The organism is Massilia sp. CT11-137, from assembly GCF_047302885.1.
GTDB lineage: Bacteria > Pseudomonadota > Gammaproteobacteria > Burkholderiales > Burkholderiaceae_D > Telluria > Telluria orientalis.
In genome coordinates, this window is record NZ_JBKYMP010000002.1 from 854,058 (window position 1) to 881,010 (window position 26,953).

The following is a 26,953-nucleotide window of genomic DNA, read 5'->3' on the forward strand; positions in this document are numbered from 1 at the left end:
TTCACCGCAGCCCCATCATGGTTTCACCCCAAGCCCCGTCGAAGATGAGCGCCCCGATCGATCCGGTCCGTGTGCGCCAGCTGTTCGCCGACCCCGTCCGGGTCGCCCCTTCCGATTTCCTGCGGCGCGAGATCGCCACCCGCATGTTCGACCGCCTGACGCTCGTCAAGACGGCGCCGCGCCAGGTGCTCGACGCCGGCTGCGGCGCCGGCGTCGATATCGCCGAATTGCAGAAACGCTATCCGGCTGCGCAGGTGCTCGGCCTGGACGCCGTGGCGGCCATGCTGGCGACCGCCACGGCCGCCACGTCGGCGCCGCGCTCCTTGTTGAGTCGTTTGCTGCCGGCCAAAGCCGGCATCGATCTCGTTTGCGGCGACTTCGGCAACCTGCCGTTCGGGCCGAACTCGCTCGACCTGGTCTGGTCGAACCTGGCATTGCACTGGCATCCCCAACCCGACCGCGTGTTCGCCGAGTGGCGTCGCGTGCTGCGCGTGGATGGCCTGCTGATGTTCTCGAATTTCGGTCCGGACACGTTCCGCGAACTGCGTGCCGCGTTCGCGGCGATGGACGAGACCCCGCACACGTTGCCGTTCGTCGACATGCACGACTTCGGCGACCAGCTCGTGGAAGCGGGGTTCACGACGCCCGTCATGGACATGGAACAGATCACGGTGACGTACGACACGGCCGACAAGCTGCTGGCCGACGTGCGCGCGTTCGGCGGCAACCCGCTGGCCACGCGCCGCCGCGGCCTCGTCGGCCGGGCGGCGTGGCAACGCATGCGCGACGCGCTGGAAGCGGGCCGCCGCGCGGACGGCAAGCTGGCGCTGACGTTCGAGGTCATCTACGGCCACGCGTTCCGGCCGGCACCGAAGACGACGGCCGCGGGCGAGGCGATCGTCCGCTTCCAGCCGCCCAAGCCGCGGTAAGACCCATGCATCCTGTATACGATCGCGGTAATTTTCCTTGAATAAAAATTACCGCTTTCAGTATAATCAAACACACTTTTTTCGACTGGATCAAAAAAGCGCTAAAAAATTAAGCATAAAGGCGTCAAGTCGAGGGTTGGAGCATCACCCGGGGATACAAGGCAGCGTATCGGGTATCCCCCGCAAGCAAGGTTTGAAGACATCGTTCATCGAGGATGCCAGACGGCATCCGGCTGGACGGTGTCGAGTCCCGAAGCGCCCGCCGGCGCGACGGGAAGTGGTTGCGTTTAGTTTAAAAAGGATTTCAGAACGGAAGTTGTCTTCCGTGGTTCCTCCATGGCGAGCCAGAGGAGGGCCGCTTCCGTTCTAGAAATTTCTCTTCTAAAGGTGGTTGGGGACAACATGACATATGCAAAACGATTCAAAGCGTTGATGCTCGGTCTCGCAGTAGCGGCCAGCATCCCGGCGATGGCGGCTACCGAGCCCGTCATTACCGGTCGTCCGGTGGAACATCAGCTCAACATGCAGGCGCCCGTGACGGGCATTGCGGCTTATATCTATAGCCTGCATAACTGGATGATGGTGGTCTGCCTGGTCATCTTCATCGGCGTGTTCGGCGTCATGTTCTATTCGGTGTTCAAGCACCGCAAGTCCCTCGGCCACAAACCGGCCACCTTCCACGAATCCACCACGGTCGAGATCGCCTGGACCGTCGTACCGTTCCTGATCGTCATCGGCATGGCCCTGCCGGCCACGCACGCCGTCGTGCAGATGAAGGACACGTCCAACCCGGACCTGACCATCAAGGTCACCGGCATGCAGTGGAAGTGGGGCTATGACTACCTGAAGGGCGAGGGCGAAGGCATCTCGTTCCTGTCGAACCTGGCCACGCCGCGCACGCAGGTGGGCGAGCCGGGCATCGCACCGACCGAGAAGCGCACCGAGAACTACCTGCTCGAGGTCGACAATCCCGTCGTCGTCCCGGTCGGCAAGAAGGTCCGCCTCGTGCTGACCGCCAACGACGTGATCCATTCGTGGACCATCCCCGCGTTCGCCGTCAAGCAGGATGCCATTCCCGGCTTCGTGCGCGACACGTGGTTCAAGGCCGAACAGGTGGGCACCTACCGCGGCAACTGCGTCGAGCTGTGCGGCAAGGAACACGCGTTCATGCCGATCGTCGTGAAAGTCGTCTCGGCCGAGGACTACACGGCGTGGGTGGGCGGCGAGAAGAAACGCATGGCCGCGCTGGCCGACGACCCGAACAAGGTCTGGACCATCGACGAGCTCAAGACGAAGGGCGAGAAAGTCTACGCGGCCAACTGCGTGGCCTGCCACCAGGCCAACGGCCAGGGCGTGCCGAGCGCATTCGCACCGCTGGTCGGTTCGCCCGTCGTACTCGGCCACAAGGCCGAACAGATCGCCGTGCTGCTGAATGGCAAGCACAGCGGTAAGTATCCGTCGGCAATGCCGTCGTGGAAGCAGCTGTCGGATTCCGAGATCGCTTCCGTCATCACTTATACCCGCAACAACTGGACCAACAAGGCCGACGAGAACATCGTCCAGCCTTCCGAAGTCCTGGCTGCCCGCGGCAAATAAGACAAGACAAGCAACAAGCGTTTGGATTACAGGGACCGGGCCGTCACCGCGTCACCGCACCACGGCCTTGCTGTCCCGCACGACTAGGATACTGACATGACTTCCCCTACTATCGATCACACTCATACCGGAACAAATGAGCATGGCCACGACCACGCGCACGACCATCCGGTCGGCGCGCGCCGCTGGCTCTTTGCCACCAACCACAAGGACATCGGTACGCTGTACATGTGGTTCGCGTTCATCATGCTGCTCTCGGGCGGCGTGCTGGCGCTGATGATCCGCACCGAGCTGTTCCAGCCCGGCCTGCAGTTCTTCCGTCCCGAATTCTTCAACCAGCTGACCACCATGCACGGCATCGTGATGGTGTTCGGCGCGATCATGCCGGCCTTCGTCGGCTTCGCCAACTGGATGATCCCGCTGCAGATCGGCGCATCCGACATGGCGTTCGCCCGCATGAACAACTTCTCGTTCTGGCTTCTGCCGCCGGCCGCGATCCTGCTGGCGACGTCGTTCTTCGTCCCGGGCGGCGCCACCGCCGCCGGCTGGACGCTGTACGCGCCGCTGTCGACGCAGATGGGCCCGGGCATGGACATGGCGATCTTCGCCCTGCACATCATGGGCGCCTCGTCGATCATGGGTTCCATCAACATCATCGTCACGATCCTGAACATGCGCGCGCCGGGCCTGACGCTGATGAAGATGCCGATGTTCTGCTGGACCTGGCTGATCACCGCCTACCTGCTGATCGCCGTGATGCCGGTTCTCGCGGGCGCCATCACGATGACCCTGACCGACCGTCACTTCGGCACCTCGTTCTTCAACGCGGCCGGCGGCGGCGACCCGGTCATGTACCAGCACATCTTCTGGTTCTTCGGCCACCCCGAGGTCTACATCATGATCCTGCCGGCCTTCGGCATCGTCTCGCAGATCATCCCGGCCTTCGCCCGCAAGCCGCTGTTCGGCTACGCATCGATGGTGTATGCAACCGCTTCCATCGCGATCCTGTCGTTCATCGTGTGGGCGCACCACATGTTCACCACCGGCATGCCGGTGACGAGCCAGCTGTTCTTCATGTACGCGACGATGCTGATCGCGGTGCCGACCGGCGTGAAGGTCTTTAACTGGGTCGCCACGATGTGGAAGGGCTCGATGACGTTCGAGACCCCGATGCTGTTTGCCGTCGGCTTCATCTTCGTGTTCACGATGGGCGGCTTCACGGGCCTGATCCTGGCCGTGACCCCGATCGACATCCAGGTGCAGGACACCTATTACGTCGTCGCCCACTTCCACTACGTGCTGGTCGCCGGCTCGCTGTTCGCCCTGTTCGCCGGCTTCTACTACTGGGCACCGAAGTGGACCGGCCACATGTATCCGGAAGGCCGCGGCAAGACGCACTTCTGGCTGTCGCTGATCACCTTCAACGTCACGTTCTTCCCGATGCACTTCCTGGGCCTGGCCGGCATGCCGCGTCGTTACGCCGACTATGCCGTGCAGTTCACGGACTTCAACCAGATCGTGTCGATCGGCGCGTTCGGCTTCGGCCTGTCGCAGGTGTACTTCCTGTTCTTCGTCGTGCTGCCGACCATCCGTGGCGGCAAGCCGGCCGAAGCCAAGCCGTGGGAAGGCGCCGAAGGCCTGGAGTGGACCGTGCCGAGCCCGGCGCCGTTCCACACCTTCGAAACGCCGCCGCTGGTGAAGTGAGAGCGCGATGAACGATGATCGTTCGCAGCAGATCAGGAAGAACAACCGGCGCACGGCCCTGTGGCTGGCCGGGCTCGCGCTGTTCTTCTTCGTCGTGCTGTTCGTCAAGCGCCTGTGGCTGAACTGAGGCTGTCATGCAAGCGGAAACGAATGCGGGCCGCCACGAGGACAGTGGCCGCCTGCGTCTGAACCGGACCACCCTCATCAAACTGGTGGTGGTCGCCGGCATCATGTTCGGCTTCGGCTATGCGCTGGTGCCGATCTACCGCCAGGTGTGCGAGGCGCTCGGCATCAACGTGCTCACGCAGAAGGACGGCACGGTGGCTCGGCCTGCCAACACCCAGGTCGACCTCGCGCGCACGATCACGGTGGAACTGGACGGCAACGCCCAGGGCCCGTGGCGCTTCCGCCCGACGCAGCGCAGCATCGACGTGCACCCGGGCGAGATGGCGACCGTCGTCTACGAAGTGGTGAACACACAGGACCGCACGGTGAAGGCGCAGGCCATCCCGAGCTACGCGCCGCAGTCCGCGACGCCGCATTTTAAAAAGGTCGAGTGCTTCTGCTTCAAGGAACAGATCCTGAAGCCGCACGAGGCGCGCCAGATGCCGGTCGTGTTCTTCATCGACCCGGAGCTGCCGCGCGAAGTGAAGAACATCACGCTGTCGTACACGTTCTTTGAAATCGGTGGCGCCGTGACGGCGCAAAAATAATGGCCAACGACGATCCACGCGAACCCGTAAAAACCGCGTCGTTCGGCGCCACGATGAAGGCCGTGTTCTGGTCGTTCTTCGGCGTGCGCAAGCGCCGCGACTACGAGCACGACGCGGCCAACCTGAACCCGATCCACGTGATCGTGGGCGGGCTGATCGGGGTGGCGCTGTTCATCGGCATCCTGGTGTTCGTCGTGCGCATGGTCGTCGCCAAGAGTTAAAACTATATAAGCAACACGAAAGCAGGGAAGCGCAGTACCCCGGAATTCGAAACAATGCTTGATTGAGGAGATATACATGAGTTCACCCCATACCGCGCCGTACTATTTTGTCCCCGGTCCCTCCAGGTGGCCGCTGGCAGCCGGCATCTCGATGCTGGTCACGATGGCCGGCGCGTCCGGCTGGGTCAACGGGGCCGCCTGGGGACCCGGCGTGTGCACGGCCGGCATCGTCGCGATGCTGATCGTGCTGTACAACTGGTTCGGCGACGCCATCGGCGAGTCGGAATCCGGCAAGTACGGCGAGCGCATCGACCTGTCCTACCGCTGGTCGATGAGCTGGTTCATCTTTTCCGAGGTGATGTTCTTCGGTGCCTTCTTCGGCGCGCTGTTCTACGCCCGTGCGATCTCGATGCCGTGGCTGTCCGACCTCGACCACAAGGTCATCTGGCCGGATTATTCGGGCCACTGGGGCAACATCGGCCCGGCCGGTACCGTGGAGCAGTTCAGCACCATGGGCCCGTTCCCGATCCCGACCATCAACACGGCACTGCTGCTGACGTCGGGCGTGACGCTGACGATCGCCCACCATGCCCTGCGCGCCGGCCACCGTGCCCGCACCGCGCTGTTCCTGTTCGCGACGATCCTGCTGGGCGCCATCTTCATGGGCTTCCAGGCCTACGAATACCACCACGCGTACAGCGAACTGAACCTGAAGCTGACCTCGGGCATCTACGGCTCGACGTTCTTCATGCTCACGGGCTTCCACGGCTTCCACGTGACGATGGGCGCGATCATGCTGTCGGTCGTGCTGTACCGCGTGCTGCGCGGCCACTTCACGCCGGAACATCACTTCGCGTTCGAAGGTGCGGCGTGGTATTGGCACTTCGTCGACGTGGTGTGGCTGGGGCTGTACGTCGTCGTGTACTGGCTGTAGGGTGGGGCATTCAAGCCGGGGGCTTGAATGCGTGCCCACGCGTGACGTTGGCATCAGGTTGGCGTAACGCGTGGGCGGAGGCCGCCCACCCTACGCATCCATGAAGCGTCGTTCCCGCGAAAGCGCGAACGACGTTTTTAATGCAGTCCCTTCGGCTGGATCCACCCCATCTTGTACGAGAACAGCACCAACAGGAACAGCGTGATCGACAGCCCGACCCGCATCGCCAGCGCCTGCACGGTGCGGTTGCTGCGGCCCTTGTCGCGCATCAGGAAGAACAGGGCGGACGCGAGGCTGCCGATGATGAGCACGAAGGCGATGGCGACGACGGTTTTCATGGGCGGCCAGTAGAGAGTTGTTTGGGTTGTACGATCATTGTATGCGACTGCGCTTCCGTTTCAGAACCATTCCTTTCCTCGCGACGCTCGTGCTGGTCGCGGTCGGCATCCTGCTCGGTAACTGGCAGGTGCGCCGCGCCGCGGAGAAGACCGCGCTGCAGGCCCGGCTCACGCAGCGCGCTGCGTTGCCGCCGCTCGTGCTGGACGGGAAGCCGGTCGATCCCGCCGCCATCGAATATCGCCGTGTGATTGTGACCGGGGAATTCGTCACCCACTGGCCGCTGTTCCTCGACAACCGGCCATTCGAAGGCCGTACCGGATTCGTTTTGCTGATGCCGTTTAGAATAGCGGGTGCCGACGCGGGTGCAAGCGATGTTGTCCTCGTCGCGCGCGGCTGGGTTCCGCGCGATCCGGCCGTGCACGACCGCGTACCGCAGGTGGCAACGCCAAGCGGCCGCACGACCATCGAAGGCCTGGCGATCCTGCATCCGGCGCGCGTGATGGAACTCGGCAAGGCGCCGCCGCCCCGGCCCGGCGCCATCGTCCAGAATGTCGATCCGGCGGGCTTCGCCCAGGCCAGCGGCCTGCGCACGCTGCCCGTGCTGGTCGAGCAGACGAGTGCGGACGACACCGGAGCCGCCGGGCTCATCCGCAAATGGCCTGCCCCCGCGGTCGACGTCGACCGCAACAAGGGCTATGCATTCCAGTGGTATGCGCTGGCGGCGATGGCCTTTCTATTTTTTGTGATAACAGGATTTCGAAGTGGAACCAAACAAGCTGGCTGAACCGGCAATCGACCCGAAGAGCGCCCGCAAGCGCGGCCGCTGGATGCTGTGGCTGGTGCTGCTCGTGTGCGCGTCGCCGATGATCGCGTCGTACTTCACCTATTACGTCATCAAGCCCGAAAAGCGCAACAACTACGGCACCCTGATCGACCAGCGCGCCCATCCGGTCCCCGCGATGGCGACGACCACGCTGGACGGCCGTCCGCAGGCGCTGAAACAGTTCAAGGGCAAGTGGGTCATGTTGATGGTCGGGCCGGGTGCATGCCCGGACTCTTGCCGGAAGCAGCTGTTCGCGCTGCGCCAGCTGCGCCTGATGCAGGGGAAGGAAGCGGACCGCATCGAGCGCGTCTGGCTCATCACCGACCAGGAACCGCTGGACACGCTGATCATCCGCGAATACGACGGCACGCACATGCTGCGCGCCGACGCCGCGACGGTGACGCAGTGGCTGCCGGTCGATGGCGGCACGACGCCGGCCGACCACATCTACCTGATCGACCCGCTGGGCCACCTGATGATGCGTTTCCCGAAGGATCCGCAGCTGCAGGAAGTGCGCAAGGTGTACAAGGACATCAACAAGTTGTTGAAGGCATCGGCCGTCGGGTAACGCGCAATGGAAGTCTCGAATTTCATCCTGCTGGCCCTGACCGGCATCCTGGCGGCCAGCGTGCCGCTCGCGCTCGTGTGGACGGCGACGGGCACCCACAAATACCGCAAGCTGGCGTGGGTGATCGCGTTCTTCACGTTCGACCTGATCGTGTTCGGCGGTTTTACGCGCCTGACGGACTCCGGCCTCGGCTGCCCCGACTGGCCCGGCTGCTACGGCGAAGCGAACCCGTTCCTCGCGCATGAACACATCGCCGCGGCCGAGGCGCTGATGCCCACTGGACCCGTGACGAAGGTGAAGGCCTGGATCGAGATGATCCACCGCTTCCTCGCGATGGGCATCGGCTTCCTGATCATCGGGTTGATGGTGGCGTCGTGGCTGGAATGGCGCCGTGCGCGGGCACGCGGTGTGCGGCCCACGCATGGCCCGGCGTTGCCGACACTCCTTTTCCTGTGGGTGTGCGTGCAGGGCGCGTTCGGCGCGTGGACCGTCACCCTGAAACTGCAGCCGGTCATCGTCACGCTGCACCTGCTGTTCGGCCTGACCCTGCTGGCGCTGGCCGTGTGGCTGGCCGGACGCGAAGACAACCTGCTGGCCCCGCCGCCGGCCGTCCCGCCCACCGTGCTACGCAAGCTGCGTCCGCTGGCCTGGCTGTCGGGCGCCGTGCTGCTTGTCCAATTGGCATTGGGCGGGTGGGTGAGTACCAATTACGCGACACTCGCGTGCAGCGATTTCCCGCTTTGTAATGGACAAATTGTCCCAGAGATGGATTGGCAACATGGTTTCACCTTGTGGCGCGAGCTGGGCAAGACGGCGGCCGGGCATTACCTGCCGTTTTCCGCGCTGACGGCGATCCACTGGGTGCACCGCAACTTCGCACTCGTCGTCGTCCTCGTACTGGGCTATACGGCGTGGCGCACCTGGCGTTTGCCGGGCCTGCACGGCACGGCGCGCAACCTGGCGCTGGTGCTTGTCGCCCAGGCAACGACCGGCATCGCGACGGTGTTCCTGAACTTTCCGTTGCCGATTGCCGTGCTCCACAACGCGGGGGCGGCTGGCCTCGTCCTTCTGGTGACCATGTTAAACTACAAGGTACAGTATCAACTCGAGCTGGCGCTGCGCAGTCCACGACGTGAGGCGGCGACGTCCGCGAGCCACCCATGATTACGCAAACCGCCATCCACAAACCGCCCAGCCGCGTCACGCAATATTGGGCGCTGACCAAGCCGCGCGTCACGCAGCTGGCCGTCTTCTGCGCCGTGATCGGCATGTTCCTCGCCACCGACGGCTTTCCGGGCTGGCACGTGCTCGTCTGGGGCACGATCGGCATCTGGCTGCTGGCCGGCGCCGCGTTCGCCGTCAACTGCCTGATCGAGGCGGAAGTCGATGCCCGCATGGCCCGCACGGCGCGCCGCGCCACCGCGATGGGCGAGCTGTCGACCACGCAGGTCCTGATTTTTTCCGCGATCATCGGCGGTGCCGGCATGGGCATCCTGTACACGATGATCAATCCGCTGACGATGTGGCTGACGTTCGTCACCTTCGTCGGCTATGCGCTGATCTACACGGTCCTGCTGAAACCGAACACACCGCAGAACATCGTCATCGGCGGCCTGTCGGGTGCGATGCCGCCGGCCCTCGGCTGGGCCGCCGTCGCGAATACGGTGCCGATGGAAGCCTGGCTGCTCGTATTGATCATCTTCGTCTGGACCCCGCCGCATTTCTGGGCCCTGGCGATGTACCGCCGCGACGACTACGTGCGTTCCGGCCTGCCGATGCTCCCCGTCACGCACGGCATGCAGTACACGGGCCAGCAGGTGTGGCTGTACTCCGTCGCGCTGGCGGCCTGCACGCTGTTCCCGTTCGCCGTCGGCATGAGCGGCGTCGTGTACCTGGCGGCGGCCATCGTGCTGAACGCGATCTTCCTGCGCCATGGCTGGCTGATCCACAAGCACTACAGCGACCAGGTCGCGCGCAAGGCCTTCGCCTGGTCCATCGTCTACCTGTCGCTGCTGTTCGCGGCGCTGCTCGTCGACCACTACGTCAAACAATACCTGCCGATCTGATGATGAAAAAACTGCTGCCCGTCCTCGTCGCCGCCTGCGCGCTGACCGTCTCCCTCGCCGCATGCGACAAGCTGCCGGGCAAGCAGAAGGAATCGTTCCAGAACACCGACGTCACCGGCCTCGATTACGCGAAAGGCTTCACGCTGACCGACCACACCGGCAAGCCGCGCACGCTGGCCGACTTCAAGGGCAAGGCCGTCGTCGTCTTCTTCGGCTACACGCAATGCCCGGACGTGTGCCCGACCACGATGGCGGAAATGGCCGCCGTGATGCAGAAACTCGGGCCGCTGGCCGACCAGGTGCAGGTGCTGTTCGTCACCCTCGACCCCGAGCGCGACACGCAGGAACTGCTGGCCAACTACGTGCCCGCGTTCGACAAACGCTTCCTCGGCCTGCGCGGCACGCCCGAGCAGACGGCGAAGACGGCCAAGGAATTCAAGGTGTTCTACTCGAAGGTGCCGGGCACGGACCCGGGTAGCTACACGATCGACCACACGGCCGGCAGCTACGTCTTCGACCGCGACGGCCGCCTGCGCCTGTTCATCCGCCATGGCCAGGGCCCCGATCCTATCGTGCACGATCTGCGTGAGTTATTATCCTGACATCGTAAACACCCGATGATCAGGCTGAATGGACAAACGACCAGGTAGAAACTACACGCGTGCCGCCGTCGTCATCCTGCTGACGCTCGGCTGCCTCTACGTCCTGCAACCCTTCCTGGCCGCGATCCTGTTCGCGGCCGCCGTCGTCATCTCGTCCTGGCCCCTGTACCAGCGCCTGCTGCTGCGCCTGCGCGGCCGGCGCACGCTCACTGCGCTGACGATGACGCTCTCCCTCACGCTGCTCGTGATCATCCCGCTGGCGCTCGTCGCGTACAACCTCGCGGACAACGTCGCGTCGTCGTTCGACCAGATCCGCGCCGCTTTGAACCAGGGCGAGCTGCTGCCGCCCAAGTGGATCCGCGACATCCCGCTCGTCGGCGACCAGCTCGACAACTACCTGCGCCAGCTCGTCGCCAGCCGTGACCGCATGATGGAACTCGCGCGGCGCATGGTCGAACCGGCACGCCACGCGCTGCTGTCCGGCGGGATAATGCTGGGGGCGGGCGTCGCGCAGATGAGCCTCGCGGCATTCGTCAGCTTCTTTTTCTATCGCGACGGCGAAGCGCTGATGGCCGTCATCAGGGCCGCCATGCACCGCATCATGGACGAGGAGGCGGAATCGGTCGCGGAGACCGTCAGCCAGACCGTGCGCGGCGTGATGTACGGCCTGCTCGGCACGGCGCTGGCGCAGGCGCTCGTCGCCGCGCTGGGCTTCTTCATCGCGGGCGTGCCCGCGGTGCCGCTGCTGTCCGTGCTCGTGTTCGTGTCGTCGCTGATTCCCGTCGGGCCGCCGATCGTGTGGGGCGGGGCGGCCATCTGGCTGTTCGCGCAGGGCGAGACGGGATGGGCCATCTTCATGCTCGTGTGGGGCTTCTTCCTGATCAGCGGCGTCGACAACGTCGTGCGCCCGATGCTGATCAGCCGCGGCTCCAGCCTGCCGTTCCTGCTGACCTTGTTGGGCGTGCTGGGCGGCGTGATCGCGTTCGGCTTCGTCGGCATGTTCATCGGACCCACGCTGCTCGCGGTAGGTTATTCGCTGATGAGCGGGTGGACCCATACGAAGGATCCGATCGTCAGGCAGAACGGCAACGGCGTCTAAAGTGATATTTCGTTAGTTTCTTTGGTGATTAATGGACTATTAACGTTCGTCTCCTGAATGCACAATTGTTCGATCCACTACGAACAAAAACGGAGACGACGATGCAATTGAAAAAAACGCTGGCCCTGACGCTGGGTCTGCTGGTCTCGCTCGGCGCGAACGCCGAGACCTACCGCTGGGACAACGTTGCAATGGGCAGCGGCGGTTTTGTCAGCGGAATCATCCCAAGTAAACTCGAGCGCGGCGTGATCTACGCCCGCACCGACGTGGGCGGTTCCTACCGTTGGGATGCCCATAACGAACGCTGGGTCGCGCTGACGGACTGGATCAGCGAAAGCGATACCGGCCTGATGGGCGTCGAGTCGATCGCGGTCGACCCGCGCAACCCGGGCACCGTCTACATGCTGGCCGGCACCAGCTACTTCAGCAACGGCAAGACCGTGATCATGCGCTCCACCGACTACGGCCAGCATTTCGACCTGGTCGATGTGACGGCCCAGTTCAAGGCCCACGGCAATGGCATGGGCCGCTCGAACGGCGAACGACTGCAGGTCGACCCGGGTTCGAGCAACGTCCTGTTCGTCGGTACGCGCGACAACGGCCTGTTCAAGAGCGTCGATTCAGGCGCGACCTGGACTCACGTGAACGGGCTGAACGTGGCCTCGACGCCCAACGGCAACGGCATCAGCTTCGTGCTGCTCGATCCGACCAGCGTCAGCGGCGGGACGGCCAAGCGCATTTTCGTCGGCGTATCGCGTTACGGCTCGGTCGGACCGAACCTGTACATGAGCAAGGACGGCGGCATCACCTTCGCCCCGGTCGCGGGTGCGCCGGCGAACCTGATGCCGCAGCGCGCGGCATTGACGAACAAGGGCCGCCTGTACCTGACCTATGCCAACGGCGCCGGACCGCACGGCCAGAACGACAGCGAACCGATGACCGCGGGCCAGGTCTGGGAATACAACATGGTTGGCGGCGCCTGGACCAACATCACGCCGGCCGGCATGACCAATGCGTTCGCCGGCATCAGCGTCGACCCGAGCAATCCGAAGCACCTGATCGCGTCGACCACCAACATGTACTGGCTGCAGCACAAGAACCCGGACGGGTACGGCGACCACATCTTCACCTCCTACGACGCCGGCCGTTCCTGGGTCGACCTGATGCAACGCGGCATGGAGATCGACCCGAACGGTATCGACTGGGTCAAGGAATCCTCGATCCACTGGGCCGGCGACGTCGAGTTCGACCCGTTCGATCCGAAGACCGCGTGGGTGATCTCGGGTAACGGCGTGTTCAGGACCACCGATCTCGACGCAACGACGAGCGTCTGGAAGTTCGACGTGAAAGGCATGGAAGAAACCGGTTCGTTCGCCGCCGAGGCCATCCCGGGCGGCCCGTTCGTGTCCGTCATCGGCGACTACGACGGCTTCACCCAGCCCGATCCGTCCCAGTACGCGCTGCGCCATTCGCCGGGCGTCGGCACGACGACCGGCCTGGCCGTGGCGCCGCAGGCGACGCACGTGATGGCGCGGGTCGGCTCGAACGCCATGTACATCTCGACCAATACGGGCGCGAGCTGGCAAAAGGCGCCGACCATGAACGGCAAGTTCGGCAACCTGGCGCTGTCGGCCGACGGCGCCGTGCTGCTGCACAGCCCGGAAGGTTCGCCCACCACGTATCGCTCGACCGACTTCGGCGCCAACTGGACGCCGGTGGCCGGTCTGTCCGTGAAGGACGCCTATCCGGTCGCCGACCGGGTCAACCCGGCCAAGTTCTACGTCTACGACATTAGCACGGGCAAGATGCTGGTCAGCACCGACGGCGGCGTGTCGTTCGACGCCAAGGCCACCCTGCCGGCCGGCGGTAACAGCCTCGTGCGCGCCACGCCCGGCATCGAGGGCGACGTGTGGGCCTGCGTGGGTTCGAAGGGCATCTCCCATTCGACCGATTCGGGCGCCACATTCACCAGCGTCGGCGGGATCAGCTCCTGCGGCACCATGGGCCTGGGCAAGGAAGCGCCTGGCGCCAGCTATCCGACGCTCTACATGTGGGGTACGGTGGGCACGTCGCGTGGCCTGTTGCGCTCGATCGACAAGGGCGCCCACTGGGACCGCGTCAACGACGACGCCCATCAATACGGCGGCACGCTGGGACGCTGGGTCACCGGCGACATGAACACGTATGGCCTGGTCTACATGAGCACCAACGGCCGCGGCATCGCCTACGGCAAGATCGATCCGACCGGCGACGTGCAAGTGGTTCCGCAGGTTCCGGTCAAGCCGGCGCCCACCGCCGTGTGCAAGTACGAACTCTCCAGCACCTGGTGGGGCGGCGGCATGGCCACCGTCTCGATCACCAACCAGGGCACGGAGACGCTGCATGGCTGGGAGGTGTCCTGGACCTACAGCGATGGCACGTATGTGTCGGGCAGCGCGTGGAACGGGGTCGTGACGGGCACCGCACCGACATTCACGGCGTCGGACGGCGGCGGCTGGAACAAGGACATCGCGCCGGGCGGCACGGCCTCGCTCGGCTTCGTCATCGCGGGCCAGGACGCGCTGAACGCGAATGTCCCGCAAGTGACCGGCGACATCTGCAAATAACGAACCCCGATACAGCAAAGGTATTCCCATGAAAAAGACTCTGTTCGCATTGATCGCCAGCGCCAGCCTGATGCTGGCCGGCGCCGCCAACGCCGGTATCGTCGGTTTCGAGGACGTGGCCACGGACGGCGACTTCGCCGGCCTGGCCGATCTCAATCCGTATGCCGGCCTGACCTTCAGCGACGACTGGTATGCAGGCGACACCGGCATCGACGGCTACGGCAACGGCGCCCACGGCGGCACGCATTTCGCCGTGAACGGCTTCGGCTCCGACGGCGCCACCATCGGCAGCGCCACGCCGTTCAACTTTGCCGGCGCGTGGTTCGCGGCGCCGATTGGCGCCGCGGACAAGGCGTCGTGGATCGCCATCTCCGCCTATGACGCCTTCAATCACCTCATCGGCACGACCGGTCCGGTCGCGATCGGCAGCAGCTACACGTGGGCGGCCGCGGCATTCGACAACGTGTCGTCGCTGACCATCACGCGCGATACCGGCTGGTTCGTCATGGACGACTTCACCACCGCCGTTTCCGTTCCCCCCAGCGGCACGGTGCCCGAGCCGGCCAGCCCGCTGGTGCTCGGCATGGGCGCGTTCGCCCTGATCCTGGGCCGCGCGCGCCGCCGCAAGGCGCCTGGCGCGGCGGCGTGAAGTAAATCGTCAGGCCGGCTGGGCACGTCTGTTCCGTCGAGTCTCGCCCACGCGAGGCTCGACATGACGGTAGCATTGCCATGGAAGCCGACGATGTCCGCCCTGCAGTTCCAGCATGGCGGGCTCTCCACGGTGGCGATGATGCCACTGTAGACCTGCCCTGATCAGCGCACGCCGGCCGTGCGATGGAATGCGTTGTCGGCGGTATGAGCGGTGGTCAGGCGCGCGCGCAGCCGCATGAACGGCGTCTCCACGCAGCGGTACAGCACCCAACCGCCGGCGCAGCCCGCGCCCATGACGGCGACGACGGTGAGCGGTGCGCCCGCATCGATGTGCAGGCGCTCGATGTGCGGCCGCAGCGCCATGAACACGGGCTTGTGCACGAGGTACACGGCGTACGACCACAGCGCCAGTTGCGACGCGCCGGGAATGTCGATGCGATTCAGGATGCACGCCGGGGACAGCGCCGCGCACGTCATCAGCGCGCAGCCGATCGCAAGCAGCGAGAACCCGAACGTCGACGTCAAGGCTGTCGTTGGCCAGTCGAGGTGGATGCAGGTCAGGATGCCGACGCCCAGCGCGAGGCCCGCCGCGCACAGCGCGTTCGCGTGGCGCAGAAGGCGAGTGAATGCGTGCGGATGGAACTTGCGCAGCAGGGCGATGGCGACGCCGGGCAGCAGTTCGTCGGCGCGGCATAAGCTCGAATAATAGACCTCGGCCATGAACGCATCGTGCCCGTGCAGCGCATACGCCGCGGCGCGCGTGGCCATGCCCGCGACGATGCCGCCCACGAGCAGGCCCCACGCGAACCGCACGGGAAAGCCGATGCGTGCGAGGGCCAGCACGACGAGGGGCAGCAGCACATAAAACTGCTCCTCGATGCACAGCGACCAGGAGTGTGTAAACGTCTGGCCGTAGGCGAGCCCGAAGTTCTGCGTGAACGTCAGGAAGCGCCACGGGTCCGCCATGCTGGAACCGCCGAGCGGCGCGCCGGGAAACAACCAGAGGATTAGAAAATAAGCGGCGAGCACGACGTAGTAATTGGGCAGCGTCCGCAGCAGGCGCCTCATGAAGAAGGTCTTCAGCGACAGGGATTCCCCGCGCGCGGCCGGGGCCAGCAGCTGGTTACCGATCAGGTAGCCGCTCAGCACGAAGAACAGGTCGACGCCGGCCCAGCCGACCTGGCCGACGACGCCGAACGTGGGCGCGTGGCTGACGAAACCCATGTAGTGGCTCATCAGGACGAGCAGGATGGCGGCGGCGCGCAGCAGGTCGAGGCCGCGCAGGCGGGCAGTGAAGGCAGATTGGATCATGGATGCGCAAGAAGGGTCAGCGCCTGCGTCAGCGCAGGCATGTACGTTCGGCTCGCGCGCAGCAAAGTGCCGTCGCGCAGGCGCAGCATGGCGTCGCGGTTCGTCAGCGCACGCAGTTCGGCGACGACGTTCAGGCGCACGATGCTGGACCGGTGCACGCGCTGGAACCGGGCCGGATCGAGGCGCCGGGCCAGTTCCTGCAGCGGTTCGCGCACGAGGTAGGTCTTGCCGCCCGCGTGCAGCGTGGCGTAGTCGCCGTCGGCCTCGATGCGCTCGACGTCGGCCGCGTCGACGAGCACCGTGCGGGTACCCACGCGCACCGTGAAGTTGCGCGTCCATGCGGGCGTTGGCGCGGGACGCATGTGCGTCATGGCCGTGCGGGCGCGGTCCAGTGCTTCGTCCAGGCGGTCGTCGTCGACGGGTTTCAACAGGTAGTCGAGGGCGGCCAGGTCGAAGGCGCGCACGGCGAAGGTGTCGTGGGCCGTGAGCAGGATCGCCAGCGGCCGCGCGGCGCGGGGCAGGGCGGCCAGCATGTCGAGGCCGTTCTTGCCGGGCATCTCGACGTCGACGAACACGAGGTCGGGCCGGATGGCCGCGAGGCCGGCGGCGGCCGTGTCGCCATCGCCGTATTCCGCCACCAGTGCCAGGTCCGCGTGGCGCGCCAGTCGCGCCTTCACGGCGAGCCGGGCCAGCGGTTCGTCGTCGACGATCGCGACGCGCATCATGCCGCCACCCCAGTGCTCACCCTGAGGGGCAACGTCAGCGACACGTGGAAGCGGCCGTCGCGCCAGCCCGCGTCGACCCGCTGGGCATCGCCGTACAAATGGCGCAGGCGGTTCGCGACGTTGGCGAGGCCGATGCCGCCGCCGCCTTGCGTCGGCTGGGCGCCGTCGTTGCGCACGTCCACGCACAGGCGGTCGTCCGCGCGGTCGACGCGGATGTCGATGCGGCCCGGCGCGGCGAGCGGCGCGATGCCGTGGCGCACGGCATTCTCGACGAGCGGCTGCAGCATCAAATAGGGCACGGCGGCATCGAGCAGGTCGGGCCCCGCATGCATCGCCAGTTGCAGGCGCTCGCCGAGGCGCGCTTTTTCGATGTCGAGATAGGCTTCCGTCAGCGCCAGTTCTTCGGCCAGTGTGTGCTCGTGGCGGCCGTCGTGCGCCAGCGTGGCGCGGAGAAAATCGGACACGCGGGCGAGCATGCGGTTCGCGTCGCGGTTCGCGCCGGCCGCGACGAGGGCCGACACCGCGTTCAGCGTGTTGAACAGGAAGTGCGGATTGACCTGCAGACGCAGCGCGCGCAGTTCGGCGTCGCGCGCATCCGCGAGCGCCTGCGCGAGGCGCAGCCGGATGCGTTGCAGCGACAGGTAGTACACGGCCACCGCATGCATCGCGCAGAACGCGACCAGCGCGAGCCAGCAGCCGTCCAGGCCGCGCAGGAGGTCGTCCCAGTGGTAGCCCGTCTCCAGCCCGAGCGCGATCGACAGCCACTGGCCCAGCAGCGAGTTCGCGACCGCCATCGCATACGACGCCGCGAGCAGGACCAGCGTCATCGCCCACCACGCGCGGCCCTGGCGCCACAGCGCGCGCTGCAGCAGGACCAGCGGCACGGTCCAGACGGCGCACGCGACGAAGAACAGCGTGCGGAACATGGGCGCGTAACCATGGCCCAGCGCGGGCAGGCCGAGGATCACCATGCAGGTGAATACCGGCAGGGCGGCGAGGACGGGGACGAGCAGGGGCGTGTCTTCTTTCACGGCGGCGTGGCGTGTGGACGGATCGGCCATTCTAGCCCGCGTCACTGGTGGACGGAATACAGCATCGCGACAATTTTCCAGCCATCGTCCGTGCGCACGAGCTGCCACGTTTCGCTGCCGCGGTTCGTCACCTTGCCGTCGGCGAGGAAGTCGAAATCGAACCACACGGAAGCGACGGTGCCGTTCGTGCGGACGCGCACGTCGTAGAAGCGCTCCTCGATCGGCCTGGCGCTGTGCGAGACGAATTCGGCGAACTCCTGCCATGTCGATGGCTCCAGGCGCCGCGCGGCCGGATTGCGCGCCTTGGCCGCCGCATACGTCGGTTCGTCCAGCACGGACCACCAGCTGCCGCCTTCCTGCACGAACAGCGACCCGAGGGTCTTGCCGTCGCGCGCGACGATGGCGGTCTGGAATTGCTGCACGAGCTGGCGGATGGCCGCGTCTTCGGCATTGGCCGCGTGCGCCGGACCGGCGAGGCAGAGGGCGAGGAAGAGAGAAAACAAGGCGCGCATGGCGGCTCCCGATATGGAAAGACACCACGATAGGCGTGTCCGCGCGCGCGGGCCAGCACGCTGCGCCGGACCGTGCGCGCCGTGCGGCGAACCGGTAGCGGCTCAGCGCAGCAGCGCGGCCAGCGCCGCGCACGCGGCCTGCGCCCGCCCGGGCGGCACGTTCGTCACGCCCAGCAGCAGGCCGCCGGGCGCATCGTCTTCTTGCGCGCGCCACCACGACAGGGCGGACGGCGCGAGGCCCACCGTGCGCGCCCGCGCGGCCAGCGCGGCATCGTCGACGCCGTCCGCCAGCGGCAGCAGCACGGACAGGCCGGCCTCGGCATGCGCCAGGCCGAGATCGCGCAGGCAGGCGCACAGCGCGGCACGGCGCTCGGCGTACACGCGCTTCATGTGGCGCAGGTGGCGCAGGTAGTGGCCGTCGCGCAGGAATTCCTCGATGGCGAACTGGATCGCGGGTGCCGGCGCCGCCGCGGCGACATCGGCCACGCCGGCAACCGCGGGCGCCAGCGCGGGCGGCACGACGAGGAAGGCGACGCGCAGCGCCGGGGCGATCGTCTTGCTGAAGGTCCCGATGTGCAGCACGCGGCCGGCATGGTCGCGCGCGGCGAGCGCCGGCGTGGCGCGGGCTTGCAGCTGCAGCTCGCCCAGGTAGTCGTCCTCGACGATCCACGCGCCGGCATGCGCGGCCCAGTCGAGCAGCGCATGCCGGCGCGCCAGCGACAGGGTCATGCCCAACGGCGCCTGCTGGCCCGGCGTGACGACCGCCAGTGCCGCCTTCGGAGAGGATGCGATGCCCGCCGCTACGTCGAGTCCCTCCGCATCGACGGGCGCCGGAGACGGCGTCACGCCATGTTGCGCGAGCACGGTACGCGCCGACGCGTAGCCGGGATCCTCGACCCACGCGGTGCGTCCTTCCAGGCGCAGCGCGCGCAGGGCGAGGCCGAGCGCGGCGGCATGGCCGTTCGCGACGAACACCTGCGACGGGTGGCATGCGACGCCGCGCGCGATGCCGAGGTAGGCCGCGATGGCGGCGCGCAGCACCGGTTCGCCGCGCGGATCGGGATACCCCAGCGGCTGCGCGGCCGCGGCGCGCGCGGCACGGCCCATGATGCGCGACCACGTCTTGAAGGGGAACACGTCCTGGCCCGGCACGCCGACCTGGAACGGGACCGGTGCGGCGAGGCGCGGCGGCGGTGTAGCCGGGCGTTCGGGCGCGGTGCCCGCACGCACCGCCTGCCGCGCCACGCGCGTGCCGGCCGCGCCGGCGGTGACGATGAGCTGTTGGTCGCGCAGGCTGTCGTAGGCGGCGCGCACGGTGCCGCGTGCGACGCCCAGCTGCACGGCCAGGTCGTGCCAGGACGGCAGCCGGGCGCCGGGAGCGAGACGGCCGTCGTGGATGGCGGCGCCGATCGCGGCGGCGATCTGGCCGGCGACGGGTGTACGTGCGCCGCGGTCGATGTTGATCGAAAGGTCCATGCGGTGAATGGTACAGGGATTCATGCAATTCTTGCGTCTTTGGCCTGATCCAAGTGGCGACTACGATGAAAGCCTCATCCACCGTCACCATGAAGGATCCCATGACCCTCATCCACTTCATCTCCGCCCTGGCCACCGCGCTGTTCGCCTGCGCGACCTGCGGGGCCGCGGACGACGGCGCCAGCCGCGCCGCGCACGCCGGCCAGCCGCTGATCGGCCAGCCGGCGCCGGCCGCCGTCCTGCGCACGCTCGACGGCGGCACCATCGACCTCGCCACCCGCTACGGCAGGAAGCCCGTCTACCTGAAATTCTGGGCCACGTGGTGCGCGCCGTGCCTGCAGCAGATGCCGGGCTTCGAACGCATCCACCGGCAGTACGGCAAGCGCATCGACGTCATCGCCGTCAATGCGGGCTTCAGCGACACCGAGGCCGACGTGCGCGCCTACCGCGCCCGCCACGGCCTCACGATGCCGATCGCGCTCGACGACGGCACCCTGGGGCGCCGCCTGAACCTGCGCGTGACGCCGCAGCACGTGCTGATCGGCGCCGACGGCCGCATCGCGTACGTGGGCCATCTCGACGATGCGGCCCTGCATGCGGCGCTGGATCGGGCCGCGCAAGGCCGGGCCGCGGCGGCGCCGGCGCAACCGGTCGCGCTGGCACCGCAGGCGCAGGCGGCGCGCGTGTTCCATGTCGGCGACAAGGTCGAAGGTGTCGACCTGCCCGCCGGCGCGGCCGGCAAGCCGCGCGCGCTCGTGTTCTTTGCGCCGTGGTGCGAGACGTATCTGCGCGAGACCCGTCCGGCCACCTCACAGGCCTGCCGGCGCGTGCGCGAGGACGCGACGCGCCTGATGAAACGGGGCGGCGTGGACTGGCTTGCCGTCGCCGCGCCGCTGTGGACGTCGACCGCCGAACTGGCGGCCTACGCGAAGGCGCATCCCGGCACGCCGCCGGTCGCGCTCGACCGCGACGGCGCGGTGTTCGCCGCCTTCGGCATCCGCGCCATTCCGAGCGTCGTGCTGATCGACGCGGAGGGCCGCGTGGCGCGCGTGCTGGGGCCGGAGGAACGCGGCCTCGATGCGGCGCTGCGCGCGGCGAGGGGGCAATGATGAAGAAGAGCGACATTGCCTGCCTGACGGCGCTGGCCGCGCTGTGGGGCGCATCGTATCCATTCATGCGCGTGTGCGCCGGCGAGTTCGGCGCGCTGACCTTGGCGGGTGCCCGCGCCGCCATCGCCGCCGCGCTGTTGCTGCCGCTGCTGGCCGGCGACTGGAGTGTACTGCGCCGGCACTGGAAGCCGGTGCTGCTCGTGGGCCTGACGAATTCCGCGCTGCCGTTCGTGCTGTTCGCGCTGGCGGCGCAGGGCATCAACGCGAGCCTGTCCGCCATCTTCAACGCGGCCACGCCGTTGTACGCGGCCGTCATCGGGCGCGCGTGGCTGGGCGAGGCCATCGGCCGCACGCGCGCCGCCGGGCTGGCGCTCGGGTTCTGCGGTGTCGTGTGGCTCGTGGCGGACAACGCCGGTTTCAAGCCGGGGGCGACGGGATGGGCCGTGCCGGCATGCGTGGCGGCCACGATGCTGTACGCGTTCTCCGCCCATTTCAGCAAGCGTTATTTCGCGACCGTGCCGCCGCTGGCCGTCGCCGCCGGCAGCCAGCTGGCCGCCGCGCTCGTGCTGGCGCCGGCAGCACTGGCCCTGCATCCGGCCGCGCTGCCTTCGCCCCGTGCGTGGGGCGCGCTGCTGTGCCTCGGCGCGCTCTGCACGGCGCTCGCGTACGTGCTGTTCTTCCGCCTGATCGCCCGCGTGGGCGCGGCGAAGACGATGGCCGTGCCGTTCCTCGTGCCCGCGTTCGGCGTGCTGTGGGGCGTGCTGTTCCTCGGCGAGACTGTTACGACCGCGATGGCGGCCGGCAGCGCCCTGATCGTGCTGGGGACGGCGCTGGCGACTGGCCTCGTCAACCCTGTGCGGCCGCGAGCAGCGCATCCGCTTCCGCGGCCCGGCGCGCGGCCGGACGTGAACTGACGCGGTCGATATAGGCCATGATCTCGGGCAGCTCCGGCACCAGCTTGAACATCGTGGCCCAGCCGAGCGAGATGCCCCACAGGACGTCGGCGGCGCAGAAGCGTTCGCCCAGCAGGTACGGGCCCGCGCGCAGCTGGGCCGTCAAGGTGGCCAGCATCGTGTCGAAGTCGCCGTACGGGCACATCATCGGCGGCGTGGGTTCGCGCTTCATCGCGAGGTCGGTGATCGCCGGCTCGAACGACGAGCCGTAGAACGCGAGCCAGCGCAGATAGGGACCGCGCAGCGGATCGCCTAGCGCGGGCGCGAGGCCGGCTTGCGGGAACAGGTCGGCCAGGTAGATGAAGACGGCCGGCTGCTCCGTGACGAGGGCGTCGCCGTGGCGGATGGCGGGAACCTTGCCCATCGGGTTGATGGCCAGGTACGCCGGCGCGCGCTGCTCGTTCTTTTTGAGGTTCAGCACATGCAGGTGGTAGGGCGCGCCGAGTTCTTCGAGCAGGATGCGGGTCGCGCCGGAGCGCGAATTCGGAGCGTGGAACAGGGTCAGGTTCATGGGGTCCTCGTGATGGCGGTGAGCGGACAGAGTAGGCTTGCCTGCCGCTGCCGTCTTGGAAAAACGCGAATGCTAGAATGGTCCGATGACCACGCCACCCCCCGTCACCGACCGCGCCAAGGGCGTCGTCGCGCCGGCGCTCGCCGGCAAGATGTTCCGGCTCGGCCGCTACCTGCCGCCGCCGGATCTGGCGCCGTTCCTCGATCATTACTGGATCGTCGAGTGGGACTTGCAGGGCCGCCCGCCGCACACGCAGCGCACCTTGCCGTACCCGTGCGTGCACATCGTGTTCGACCGCGCCCGCACGGGCATCTGGGGCCTGACGACGGGCTCGTTCGATTACGAATTGAAGGACGCGGGGAAGGTCTGCGGGCTGCGTTTCCGGGCGGGCGCTTTTCGCGCGTTTCTCGGCCGGCCGCTGCACACGATCACGGACAAGGTGCTGGTGCTCGGCGACGTATTCCCGTGGGACGAGGGGGCCGCGCAGAATGCGGTCTTGAATACGACGGACGATGCCGCGATGATCGAGGCGGCGGGGGCGCTGCTGCGCTCCGTACTGCCGGCACCCGATCCGCAGGTCGACCGGATCGCCGCGATCCTGCGCGCGGTGGAATCGATGCCCGGATTGACGCAGGTGGAGGCGCTGGCCGCGACGGCGGGCATGAGCGTGCGCAGCCTGCAGCAGCTGTTCAGCGAGTACGTGGGCGTGAGCCCGAAATGGGTGATCCGGCGGTTTCGGTTGCACGAGGCGGCGGATCGCCTGGCGCAAGGCGCGGACGTCGACTTGGCCGCGCTGGCGCAGGGGCTCGGGTATTTCGACCAGGCGCACTTCACGTCGGATTTCCGGCGGCTCGTGGGCAAGTCGCCGGGGCGGTATCGCGAGGAAGCGCGGCAGGCGCTCGGCGCGTGACCTGTTCAAGACGCATGGAGCAGTGTCCAGCGCCGCATCCGCGTACCGCCGATGCGTAGCTAATACAAAAAAGACGACACTCGGCGTCGATTGATGCACGTCGTGAATATCAGTGACTTTTCCGGCTAGGCTACCTGCTTTGCTGGATGGTTTGCATTGTTAATTGTCGCTCGCGCGGCCGCAAACATGTCACTCCCTCACCTTTCGCATCCCAAGTACCGGCGCGACATCGACGGTTTGCGCGCCGTCGCGGTCCTGTCGGTGGTCGCCTTCCACGCCTTCCCGGAATGGATCAAAGGCGGATTCATCGGCGTCGACGTGTTTTTCGTGATATCGGGTTATTTGATCTCGACGATTATCTATGAAAACCTCGACCGCGGGACATTCAGTTTTACCGAGTTTTATCTCCGTCGCGTCAAGCGCATTTTCCCGGCGCTGCTGCTCGTCCTGGTGTTCTGTTACGCGTTCGGCTGGTTTTCCCTGCTGGGCGACGAATACATGCAACTCGGCAAGCATATCGCCGGCGGCGCCGGCTTCGTTTCCAACCTCGTGCTATGGAGCGAATCCGGTTATTTCGATAACGCGGCCGACACCAAGCCGCTACTGCACCTGTGGAGCCTGGGTGTCGAGGAGCAGTTCTACATCGTCTGGCCACTGTTGCTGTGGTTCTCCTACCGCGTACGCCTTGACCTGCTCAGTATCGGCATACTGGTTGCCCTGTTGTCCTTCGGCTTGAATCTGCACCAGGTCAAGGTAGACGCCATTGCGGATTTCTATTCGCCGCAAACGCGTTTCTGGGAGCTGATGCTGGGAAGTATTCTCGCCTGGGTGACGCTGTACAAGCCCAACTTCACGGCCGCGAACGCGCCTCGGCTGGAACGATGGTCCAGCACCATGTCCGTGGTTGCGGCCCTGCTGCTGGCATTCGGTTTCTGGCACATCGACAAACGCGTCGGCTTTCCAGGCAAATGGGCGCTCGTCCCTGTACTGAGCGCGGTGCTGCTGATCTTCGCGGGTCCTGGCGCCTGGGTCAATCGCGTGATCCTGTCGAACCGGATCGCGGTATGGATCGGGCTGATCAGTTTTCCACTGTACCTTTGGCATTGGCCATTGCTGACGTATGCCCGAATTCTCCACAGCAAAGTGCCGGCTGCTCCGGTGCGCGGCGCGATCGTGCTGGTGTCCATCGTCCTTGCCTGGCTGACTTACCGGCTGGTCGAAAGGCCCGTACGGCTGGGCCGCCGCCGCGCCGGGTTCAAGGTGGCAGCGCTGGTGGCCCTGATGCCGGTCGTCGGGGTGGTGGGCTACGACACGTTTGTCAGGTACGGGCTCGCTTTCCGCGAGGTCGTGAAGATCAATACTTCGATCGCTACCGGCAACGACGGCGGTCCGGGCGTGGAACTCGTGCACGATTGTGGATTGAGCGAGACCGACAAAGCCTTGTTCTTCGGCTGCTTCAAGGATCCGCGCGGCCCCGTCAAGTACGCGTTGCTGGGCGACAGCAAGGCAGGCGCGCTGTGGCCCGGCGTCGTACGTACCTCGAGCGCCGCGGGGCGCTGGCTCTTGATCGGCGATAACGGACCCGGCGGCGGTTCCGTGCCGATCTTGTCCGACAACCGTATCTTCAATCCCTACCGGACTGTTGCAACGTCCATGGTGAACGCGGCGGTGGCGAATCCGGACATCCGGGTAGTCGTCATTGCGACATCTGCGCGCGCAATGTTTTCGCTGGAGCACGACTACACCATCGAAGACCTGCCTACGAGTAACAATCGCGATGCGGTCGCGGCAGGCTTGCGTAACACCGTCGAAAAGATCGTTCGCGCCCGCAAGAAAGTCGTGCTGGTCGTCGACAACCCGACATTGGCCCATCCGGAGGATTGCCTTGGCCGCATCACGTCGATTCCTGTCGTGAACAAGCTGTTTGTCGCAGAAAATGAGAAATGCAGGATTTCGTTGGATCGGCAACTGCAGTTGTCGCAGAAATACCGTTCCGTCCTGGAGGATGTGCGCGCAGTATTTACCGACGACGTGGCGCTGTTCGAGACGGCGAAATATCTGTGCGACGACGTGACCGGTTATTGCGGCATGCGCAAGGACGGCCGTTTCCTGTACGGCCATACGGACCACATATCGGACTATGCCGCCGGGCTGATCGGCAAAGATCTCAACGCATTCCTCGACGCGAACAGGTCAGGAACTGCTTCTCTCAGTCCAGATCGTCTTCATCCGCCCCCCGCTCCAGCTGCGGAATGACTTTGACGAGCAGGATGCGCGGCCCGTTGGTCTTCTTGACGACGACGTCGAATTTCGGGAATTCGATGCGCTGCCCCTGCTTGGGAATATCCCCCAGCTTGGCCATCAACAGCCCGCCGACGGATTCGACTTCATCGAGCCCCATCTCTTCGTTGTCGATGTCGATGCCGAGCACGCGTTCGAGCGAGACGATCGGCAGGCTCGCCTTGCCGATGTAGGTGCCGTCGCCCTGCGGCAGCCAGTCGTTTTCGTTGAGGCGGAACTCGTCGCGGATTTCGCCGACGATGGCGCCCAGCAGGTTGTCCAGCGTGATGAAGCCGACCGGACGCTTGCCTTTCTCTCCGATCAGCGCGAAGTGCGGGGCGCCGCTGCGGAACCGGCGGAACAGCTCGATGGCCGGCGTGCGCGCCGAGATCAGGTCGACGGGACGCAGGTAATCCGTCAGGTCATCGACGTCCTTGCCGGACTGCTCGGCGAAAAACAGGTCCTTCAGGTGGATCACGCCCAGCACTTCCTCGCCGTCCTCGTCGAAATACGGGTAGCGCGAAAAGCGGTTGCGGCGCATCGTGTCGAGGTTCTGCTCGAGCGAGCGGCTCGCGTACAGCGCGCTTACCTCGTTAATGGGGCGCATGAGGTCCGCCACCGTGTGCTGGGCGAACTCCAGCGACTGCGCGAGGATGTGGCGCTCGTCGTGCGTGAAGCGTTCGGCCGGCGTGCCCGTGTTGGTGCGCAGGATCAGTTTGAGTTCGTCGTTCGAGTAATGCGTTTCGTGGCCGCCCACGCCCGAGAGGCCCGCGACGCGCAGCACGAGGTTGGCGCTTTCGTTCAGCAGCCAGATGGCCGGATACATCGACCAGTAGAAGCCGTACAGCGGCACGGCGCTCCACAGGCCCACGGCTTCCGGCACGCGGATCGCCAGCGACTTCGGCGCCAGCTCGCCCACGACGATGTGCAGGAACGAGATCACGCTGAACGCCACGACGAACGACACGCCGTGGATGATCTGCGGGCTCGTGACGCCGAGCAGCGAGAACACGGGTTCCAGCAGGTTCGCGAACGCGGGTTCGCCGACCCAGCCCAGGCCCAGCGACGCGAGCGTGATGCCCAGCTGGCACGCGGACAGATAGGCGTCGAGCTGGCTGTGGACCTTGTAGAGGATGCGTCCGCGCAGGCCGCCCGTTTTGGCGATGGCGCGCACGCGGGTCTTGCGCAGGGTGACGATGCCGAATTCGGCCGCCACGAAGAAGCCGTTCAGCGCCACCAGCAGCAGCGAGAGAACGACGAGCAATACGTTTTGCATAGAAGGTA

General features: G+C 66.1%; 27 protein-coding genes. 19 read left to right on the plus strand and 8 right to left on the minus strand.

Features of this window, described 5'->3' with window-relative positions; translation table 11 throughout:
• The first annotated feature begins 17 nt into the window (after positions 1 to 17).
• The 7 genes from ACEN98_RS20590 to ACEN98_RS20620 all read left to right on the plus strand — a co-directional run bounded on the left by ACEN98_RS20590 (position 18) and on the right by ACEN98_RS20620 (position 6,097).
• Positions 18 to 929 (plus strand): methyltransferase domain-containing protein, encoded by a 912-nt coding sequence (locus ACEN98_RS20590; RefSeq protein WP_413386842.1) that lies wholly within the window; start codon positions 18 to 20, stop codon positions 927 to 929.
• A 402-nt stretch (positions 930 to 1,331) separates the two neighbouring features.
• Positions 1,332 to 2,525: a cytochrome c oxidase subunit II gene (coxB, locus tag ACEN98_RS20595; RefSeq protein WP_413386843.1), complete on the plus strand. Its 1,194-nt coding sequence runs from the start codon at positions 1,332 to 1,334 to the stop codon at positions 2,523 to 2,525.
• Between the two features lie 96 nt (positions 2,526 to 2,621).
• Positions 2,622 to 4,229: a cytochrome c oxidase subunit I gene (gene ctaD / locus ACEN98_RS20600; protein ID WP_413386844.1), complete on the plus strand. Its 1,608-nt coding sequence runs from the start codon at positions 2,622 to 2,624 to the stop codon at positions 4,227 to 4,229.
• A 7-nt stretch (positions 4,230 to 4,236) separates the two neighbouring features.
• Entirely contained in the window at positions 4,237 to 4,356 is a 120-nt protein-coding gene (locus ACEN98_RS20605; RefSeq protein WP_229411904.1) for a cytochrome oxidase small assembly protein, read from the plus strand.
• 7 nt (positions 4,357 to 4,363) lie between these two features.
• Positions 4,364 to 4,942, plus strand: a complete 579-nt coding sequence (locus tag ACEN98_RS20610; protein WP_413386845.1) for a cytochrome c oxidase assembly protein — start codon at positions 4,364 to 4,366, stop codon at positions 4,940 to 4,942.
• Positions 4,942 to 5,163: a DUF2970 domain-containing protein gene (locus ACEN98_RS20615; protein WP_413338804.1), complete on the plus strand. Its 222-nt coding sequence runs from the start codon at positions 4,942 to 4,944 to the stop codon at positions 5,161 to 5,163. Before ACEN98_RS20610 ends, ACEN98_RS20615 begins: the two co-directional genes overlap by 1 nt.
• Positions 5,164 to 5,239: 76 nt before the next feature.
• Positions 5,240 to 6,097 carry a cytochrome c oxidase subunit 3 gene (locus tag ACEN98_RS20620; RefSeq protein ID WP_413386846.1) on the plus strand — a complete coding sequence of 286 codons (858 nt, stop codon included), beginning with the start codon at positions 5,240 to 5,242 and terminating at the stop codon, positions 6,095 to 6,097.
• A 137-nt stretch (positions 6,098 to 6,234) separates the two neighbouring features.
• Here the strand turns inward: ACEN98_RS20620 and ACEN98_RS20625 are convergent, their stop codons facing one another.
• Entirely contained in the window at positions 6,235 to 6,435 is a 201-nt protein-coding gene (locus ACEN98_RS20625; RefSeq protein WP_036230020.1) for a twin transmembrane helix small protein, read from the minus strand.
• 41 nt (positions 6,436 to 6,476) lie between these two features.
• On the opposite strand from ACEN98_RS20625, the gene ACEN98_RS20630 reads away from it, so the two are divergent.
• The 8 genes from ACEN98_RS20630 (at position 6,477) to ACEN98_RS20665 (ending at position 14,849) form a co-directional block, all read left to right on the plus strand.
• Positions 6,477 to 7,220: an SURF1 family protein gene (locus tag ACEN98_RS20630; RefSeq protein ID WP_413386847.1), complete on the plus strand. Its 744-nt coding sequence runs from the start codon at positions 6,477 to 6,479 to the stop codon at positions 7,218 to 7,220.
• Positions 7,198 to 7,827 carry an SCO family protein gene (locus tag ACEN98_RS20635; RefSeq protein WP_413338809.1) on the plus strand — a complete coding sequence of 210 codons (630 nt, stop codon included), beginning with the start codon at positions 7,198 to 7,200 and terminating at the stop codon, positions 7,825 to 7,827. The genes ACEN98_RS20630 and ACEN98_RS20635 overlap by 23 nt, the downstream gene beginning before the upstream one ends.
• Before the next feature lie 6 nt (positions 7,828 to 7,833).
• Positions 7,834 to 8,991, plus strand: a complete 1,158-nt coding sequence (locus ACEN98_RS20640) for a COX15/CtaA family protein (RefSeq protein WP_413338811.1) — start codon at positions 7,834 to 7,836, stop codon at positions 8,989 to 8,991.
• Positions 8,988 to 9,893, plus strand: a complete 906-nt coding sequence (gene cyoE / locus ACEN98_RS20645; protein WP_413338813.1) for a heme o synthase — start codon at positions 8,988 to 8,990, stop codon at positions 9,891 to 9,893. The genes ACEN98_RS20640 and cyoE overlap by 4 nt, the downstream gene beginning before the upstream one ends.
• 2 nt (positions 9,894 to 9,895) lie before the next feature.
• Complete coding sequence (locus ACEN98_RS20650; RefSeq protein ID WP_413389065.1) at positions 9,896 to 10,495, plus strand: SCO family protein; 600 nt, start codon at positions 9,896 to 9,898, stop codon at positions 10,493 to 10,495.
• A gap of 28 nt (positions 10,496 to 10,523) precedes the next feature.
• A complete protein-coding gene (locus ACEN98_RS20655; RefSeq protein WP_413386848.1) occupies positions 10,524 to 11,594 on the plus strand; it encodes an AI-2E family transporter in 1,071 nt (356 codons plus the stop codon).
• A 101-nt stretch (positions 11,595 to 11,695) separates the two neighbouring features.
• Positions 11,696 to 14,200 (plus strand): cellulose binding domain-containing protein, encoded by a 2,505-nt coding sequence (locus ACEN98_RS20660; protein ID WP_413386850.1) that lies wholly within the window; start codon positions 11,696 to 11,698, stop codon positions 14,198 to 14,200.
• A 28-nt stretch (positions 14,201 to 14,228) separates the two neighbouring features.
• Positions 14,229 to 14,849, plus strand: coding sequence for a PEP-CTERM sorting domain-containing protein (locus ACEN98_RS20665; protein ID WP_413386851.1), 621 nt, complete (start codon positions 14,229 to 14,231; stop codon positions 14,847 to 14,849).
• 164 nt (positions 14,850 to 15,013) lie between these two features.
• Here the strand turns inward: ACEN98_RS20665 and ACEN98_RS20670 are convergent, their stop codons facing one another.
• The 5 genes from ACEN98_RS20670 to ACEN98_RS20690 all read right to left on the minus strand — a co-directional run bounded on the left by ACEN98_RS20670 (position 15,014) and on the right by ACEN98_RS20690 (position 19,906).
• Positions 15,014 to 16,162, minus strand: coding sequence for an acyltransferase family protein (locus ACEN98_RS20670; RefSeq protein ID WP_413386852.1), 1,149 nt, complete (start codon positions 16,160 to 16,162; stop codon positions 15,014 to 15,016).
• Positions 16,159 to 16,887 (minus strand): LytR/AlgR family response regulator transcription factor, encoded by a 729-nt coding sequence (locus ACEN98_RS20675; protein WP_413386853.1) that lies wholly within the window; start codon positions 16,885 to 16,887, stop codon positions 16,159 to 16,161. Before ACEN98_RS20675 ends, ACEN98_RS20670 begins: the two co-directional genes overlap by 4 nt.
• The gene (locus ACEN98_RS20680) at positions 16,884 to 17,948 is read right to left on the minus strand and encodes a sensor histidine kinase (protein ID WP_413386854.1); all 1,065 of its coding nucleotides are present in this window, start codon (positions 17,946 to 17,948) and stop codon (positions 16,884 to 16,886) included. Before ACEN98_RS20680 ends, ACEN98_RS20675 begins: the two co-directional genes overlap by 4 nt.
• An 11-nt stretch (positions 17,949 to 17,959) precedes the next feature.
• Positions 17,960 to 18,430: a nuclear transport factor 2 family protein gene (locus tag ACEN98_RS20685; protein ID WP_413338827.1), complete on the minus strand. Its 471-nt coding sequence runs from the start codon at positions 18,428 to 18,430 to the stop codon at positions 17,960 to 17,962.
• A 102-nt stretch (positions 18,431 to 18,532) separates the two neighbouring features.
• A complete protein-coding gene (locus ACEN98_RS20690) occupies positions 18,533 to 19,906 on the minus strand; it encodes a PLP-dependent aminotransferase family protein (RefSeq protein ID WP_413386855.1) in 1,374 nt (457 codons plus the stop codon).
• A 65-nt stretch (positions 19,907 to 19,971) separates the two neighbouring features.
• On the opposite strand from ACEN98_RS20690, the gene ACEN98_RS20695 reads away from it, so the two are divergent.
• Together ACEN98_RS20695 and ACEN98_RS20700 are read left to right on the plus strand one after the other, a co-directional pair.
• Complete coding sequence (locus tag ACEN98_RS20695; protein WP_413386856.1) at positions 19,972 to 21,015, plus strand: TlpA family protein disulfide reductase; 1,044 nt, start codon at positions 19,972 to 19,974, stop codon at positions 21,013 to 21,015.
• Positions 21,012 to 21,929, plus strand: coding sequence for a DMT family transporter (locus ACEN98_RS20700; protein WP_413386857.1), 918 nt, complete (start codon positions 21,012 to 21,014; stop codon positions 21,927 to 21,929). The genes ACEN98_RS20695 and ACEN98_RS20700 overlap by 4 nt, the downstream gene beginning before the upstream one ends.
• On the opposite strand, the gene ACEN98_RS20705 is transcribed toward ACEN98_RS20700, so the two are convergent.
• Complete coding sequence (locus ACEN98_RS20705; RefSeq protein ID WP_413386858.1) at positions 21,862 to 22,479, minus strand: glutathione S-transferase family protein; 618 nt, start codon at positions 22,477 to 22,479, stop codon at positions 21,862 to 21,864. The two genes, ACEN98_RS20700 and ACEN98_RS20705, sit on opposite strands and share 68 nt — an antisense overlap.
• Positions 22,480 to 22,564: 85 nt before the next feature.
• Between ACEN98_RS20705 and ACEN98_RS20710 the strand changes: the two genes are divergently transcribed.
• Together ACEN98_RS20710 and ACEN98_RS20715 are read left to right on the plus strand one after the other, a co-directional pair.
• Complete coding sequence (locus tag ACEN98_RS20710; RefSeq protein WP_413386859.1) at positions 22,565 to 23,389, plus strand: AraC family transcriptional regulator; 825 nt, start codon at positions 22,565 to 22,567, stop codon at positions 23,387 to 23,389.
• Positions 23,390 to 23,575: 186 nt separating this feature from the next.
• Complete coding sequence (locus tag ACEN98_RS20715) at positions 23,576 to 25,645, plus strand: acyltransferase family protein (RefSeq protein WP_413386860.1); 2,070 nt, start codon at positions 23,576 to 23,578, stop codon at positions 25,643 to 25,645.
• Here the strand turns inward: ACEN98_RS20715 and ACEN98_RS20720 are convergent.
• Positions 25,599 to 26,945 (minus strand): hemolysin family protein, encoded by a 1,347-nt coding sequence (locus ACEN98_RS20720; RefSeq protein ID WP_413386861.1) that lies wholly within the window; start codon positions 26,943 to 26,945, stop codon positions 25,599 to 25,601. The two genes, ACEN98_RS20715 and ACEN98_RS20720, sit on opposite strands and share 47 nt — an antisense overlap.
• Between the last annotated feature and the right edge of the window lie 8 nt (positions 26,946 to 26,953).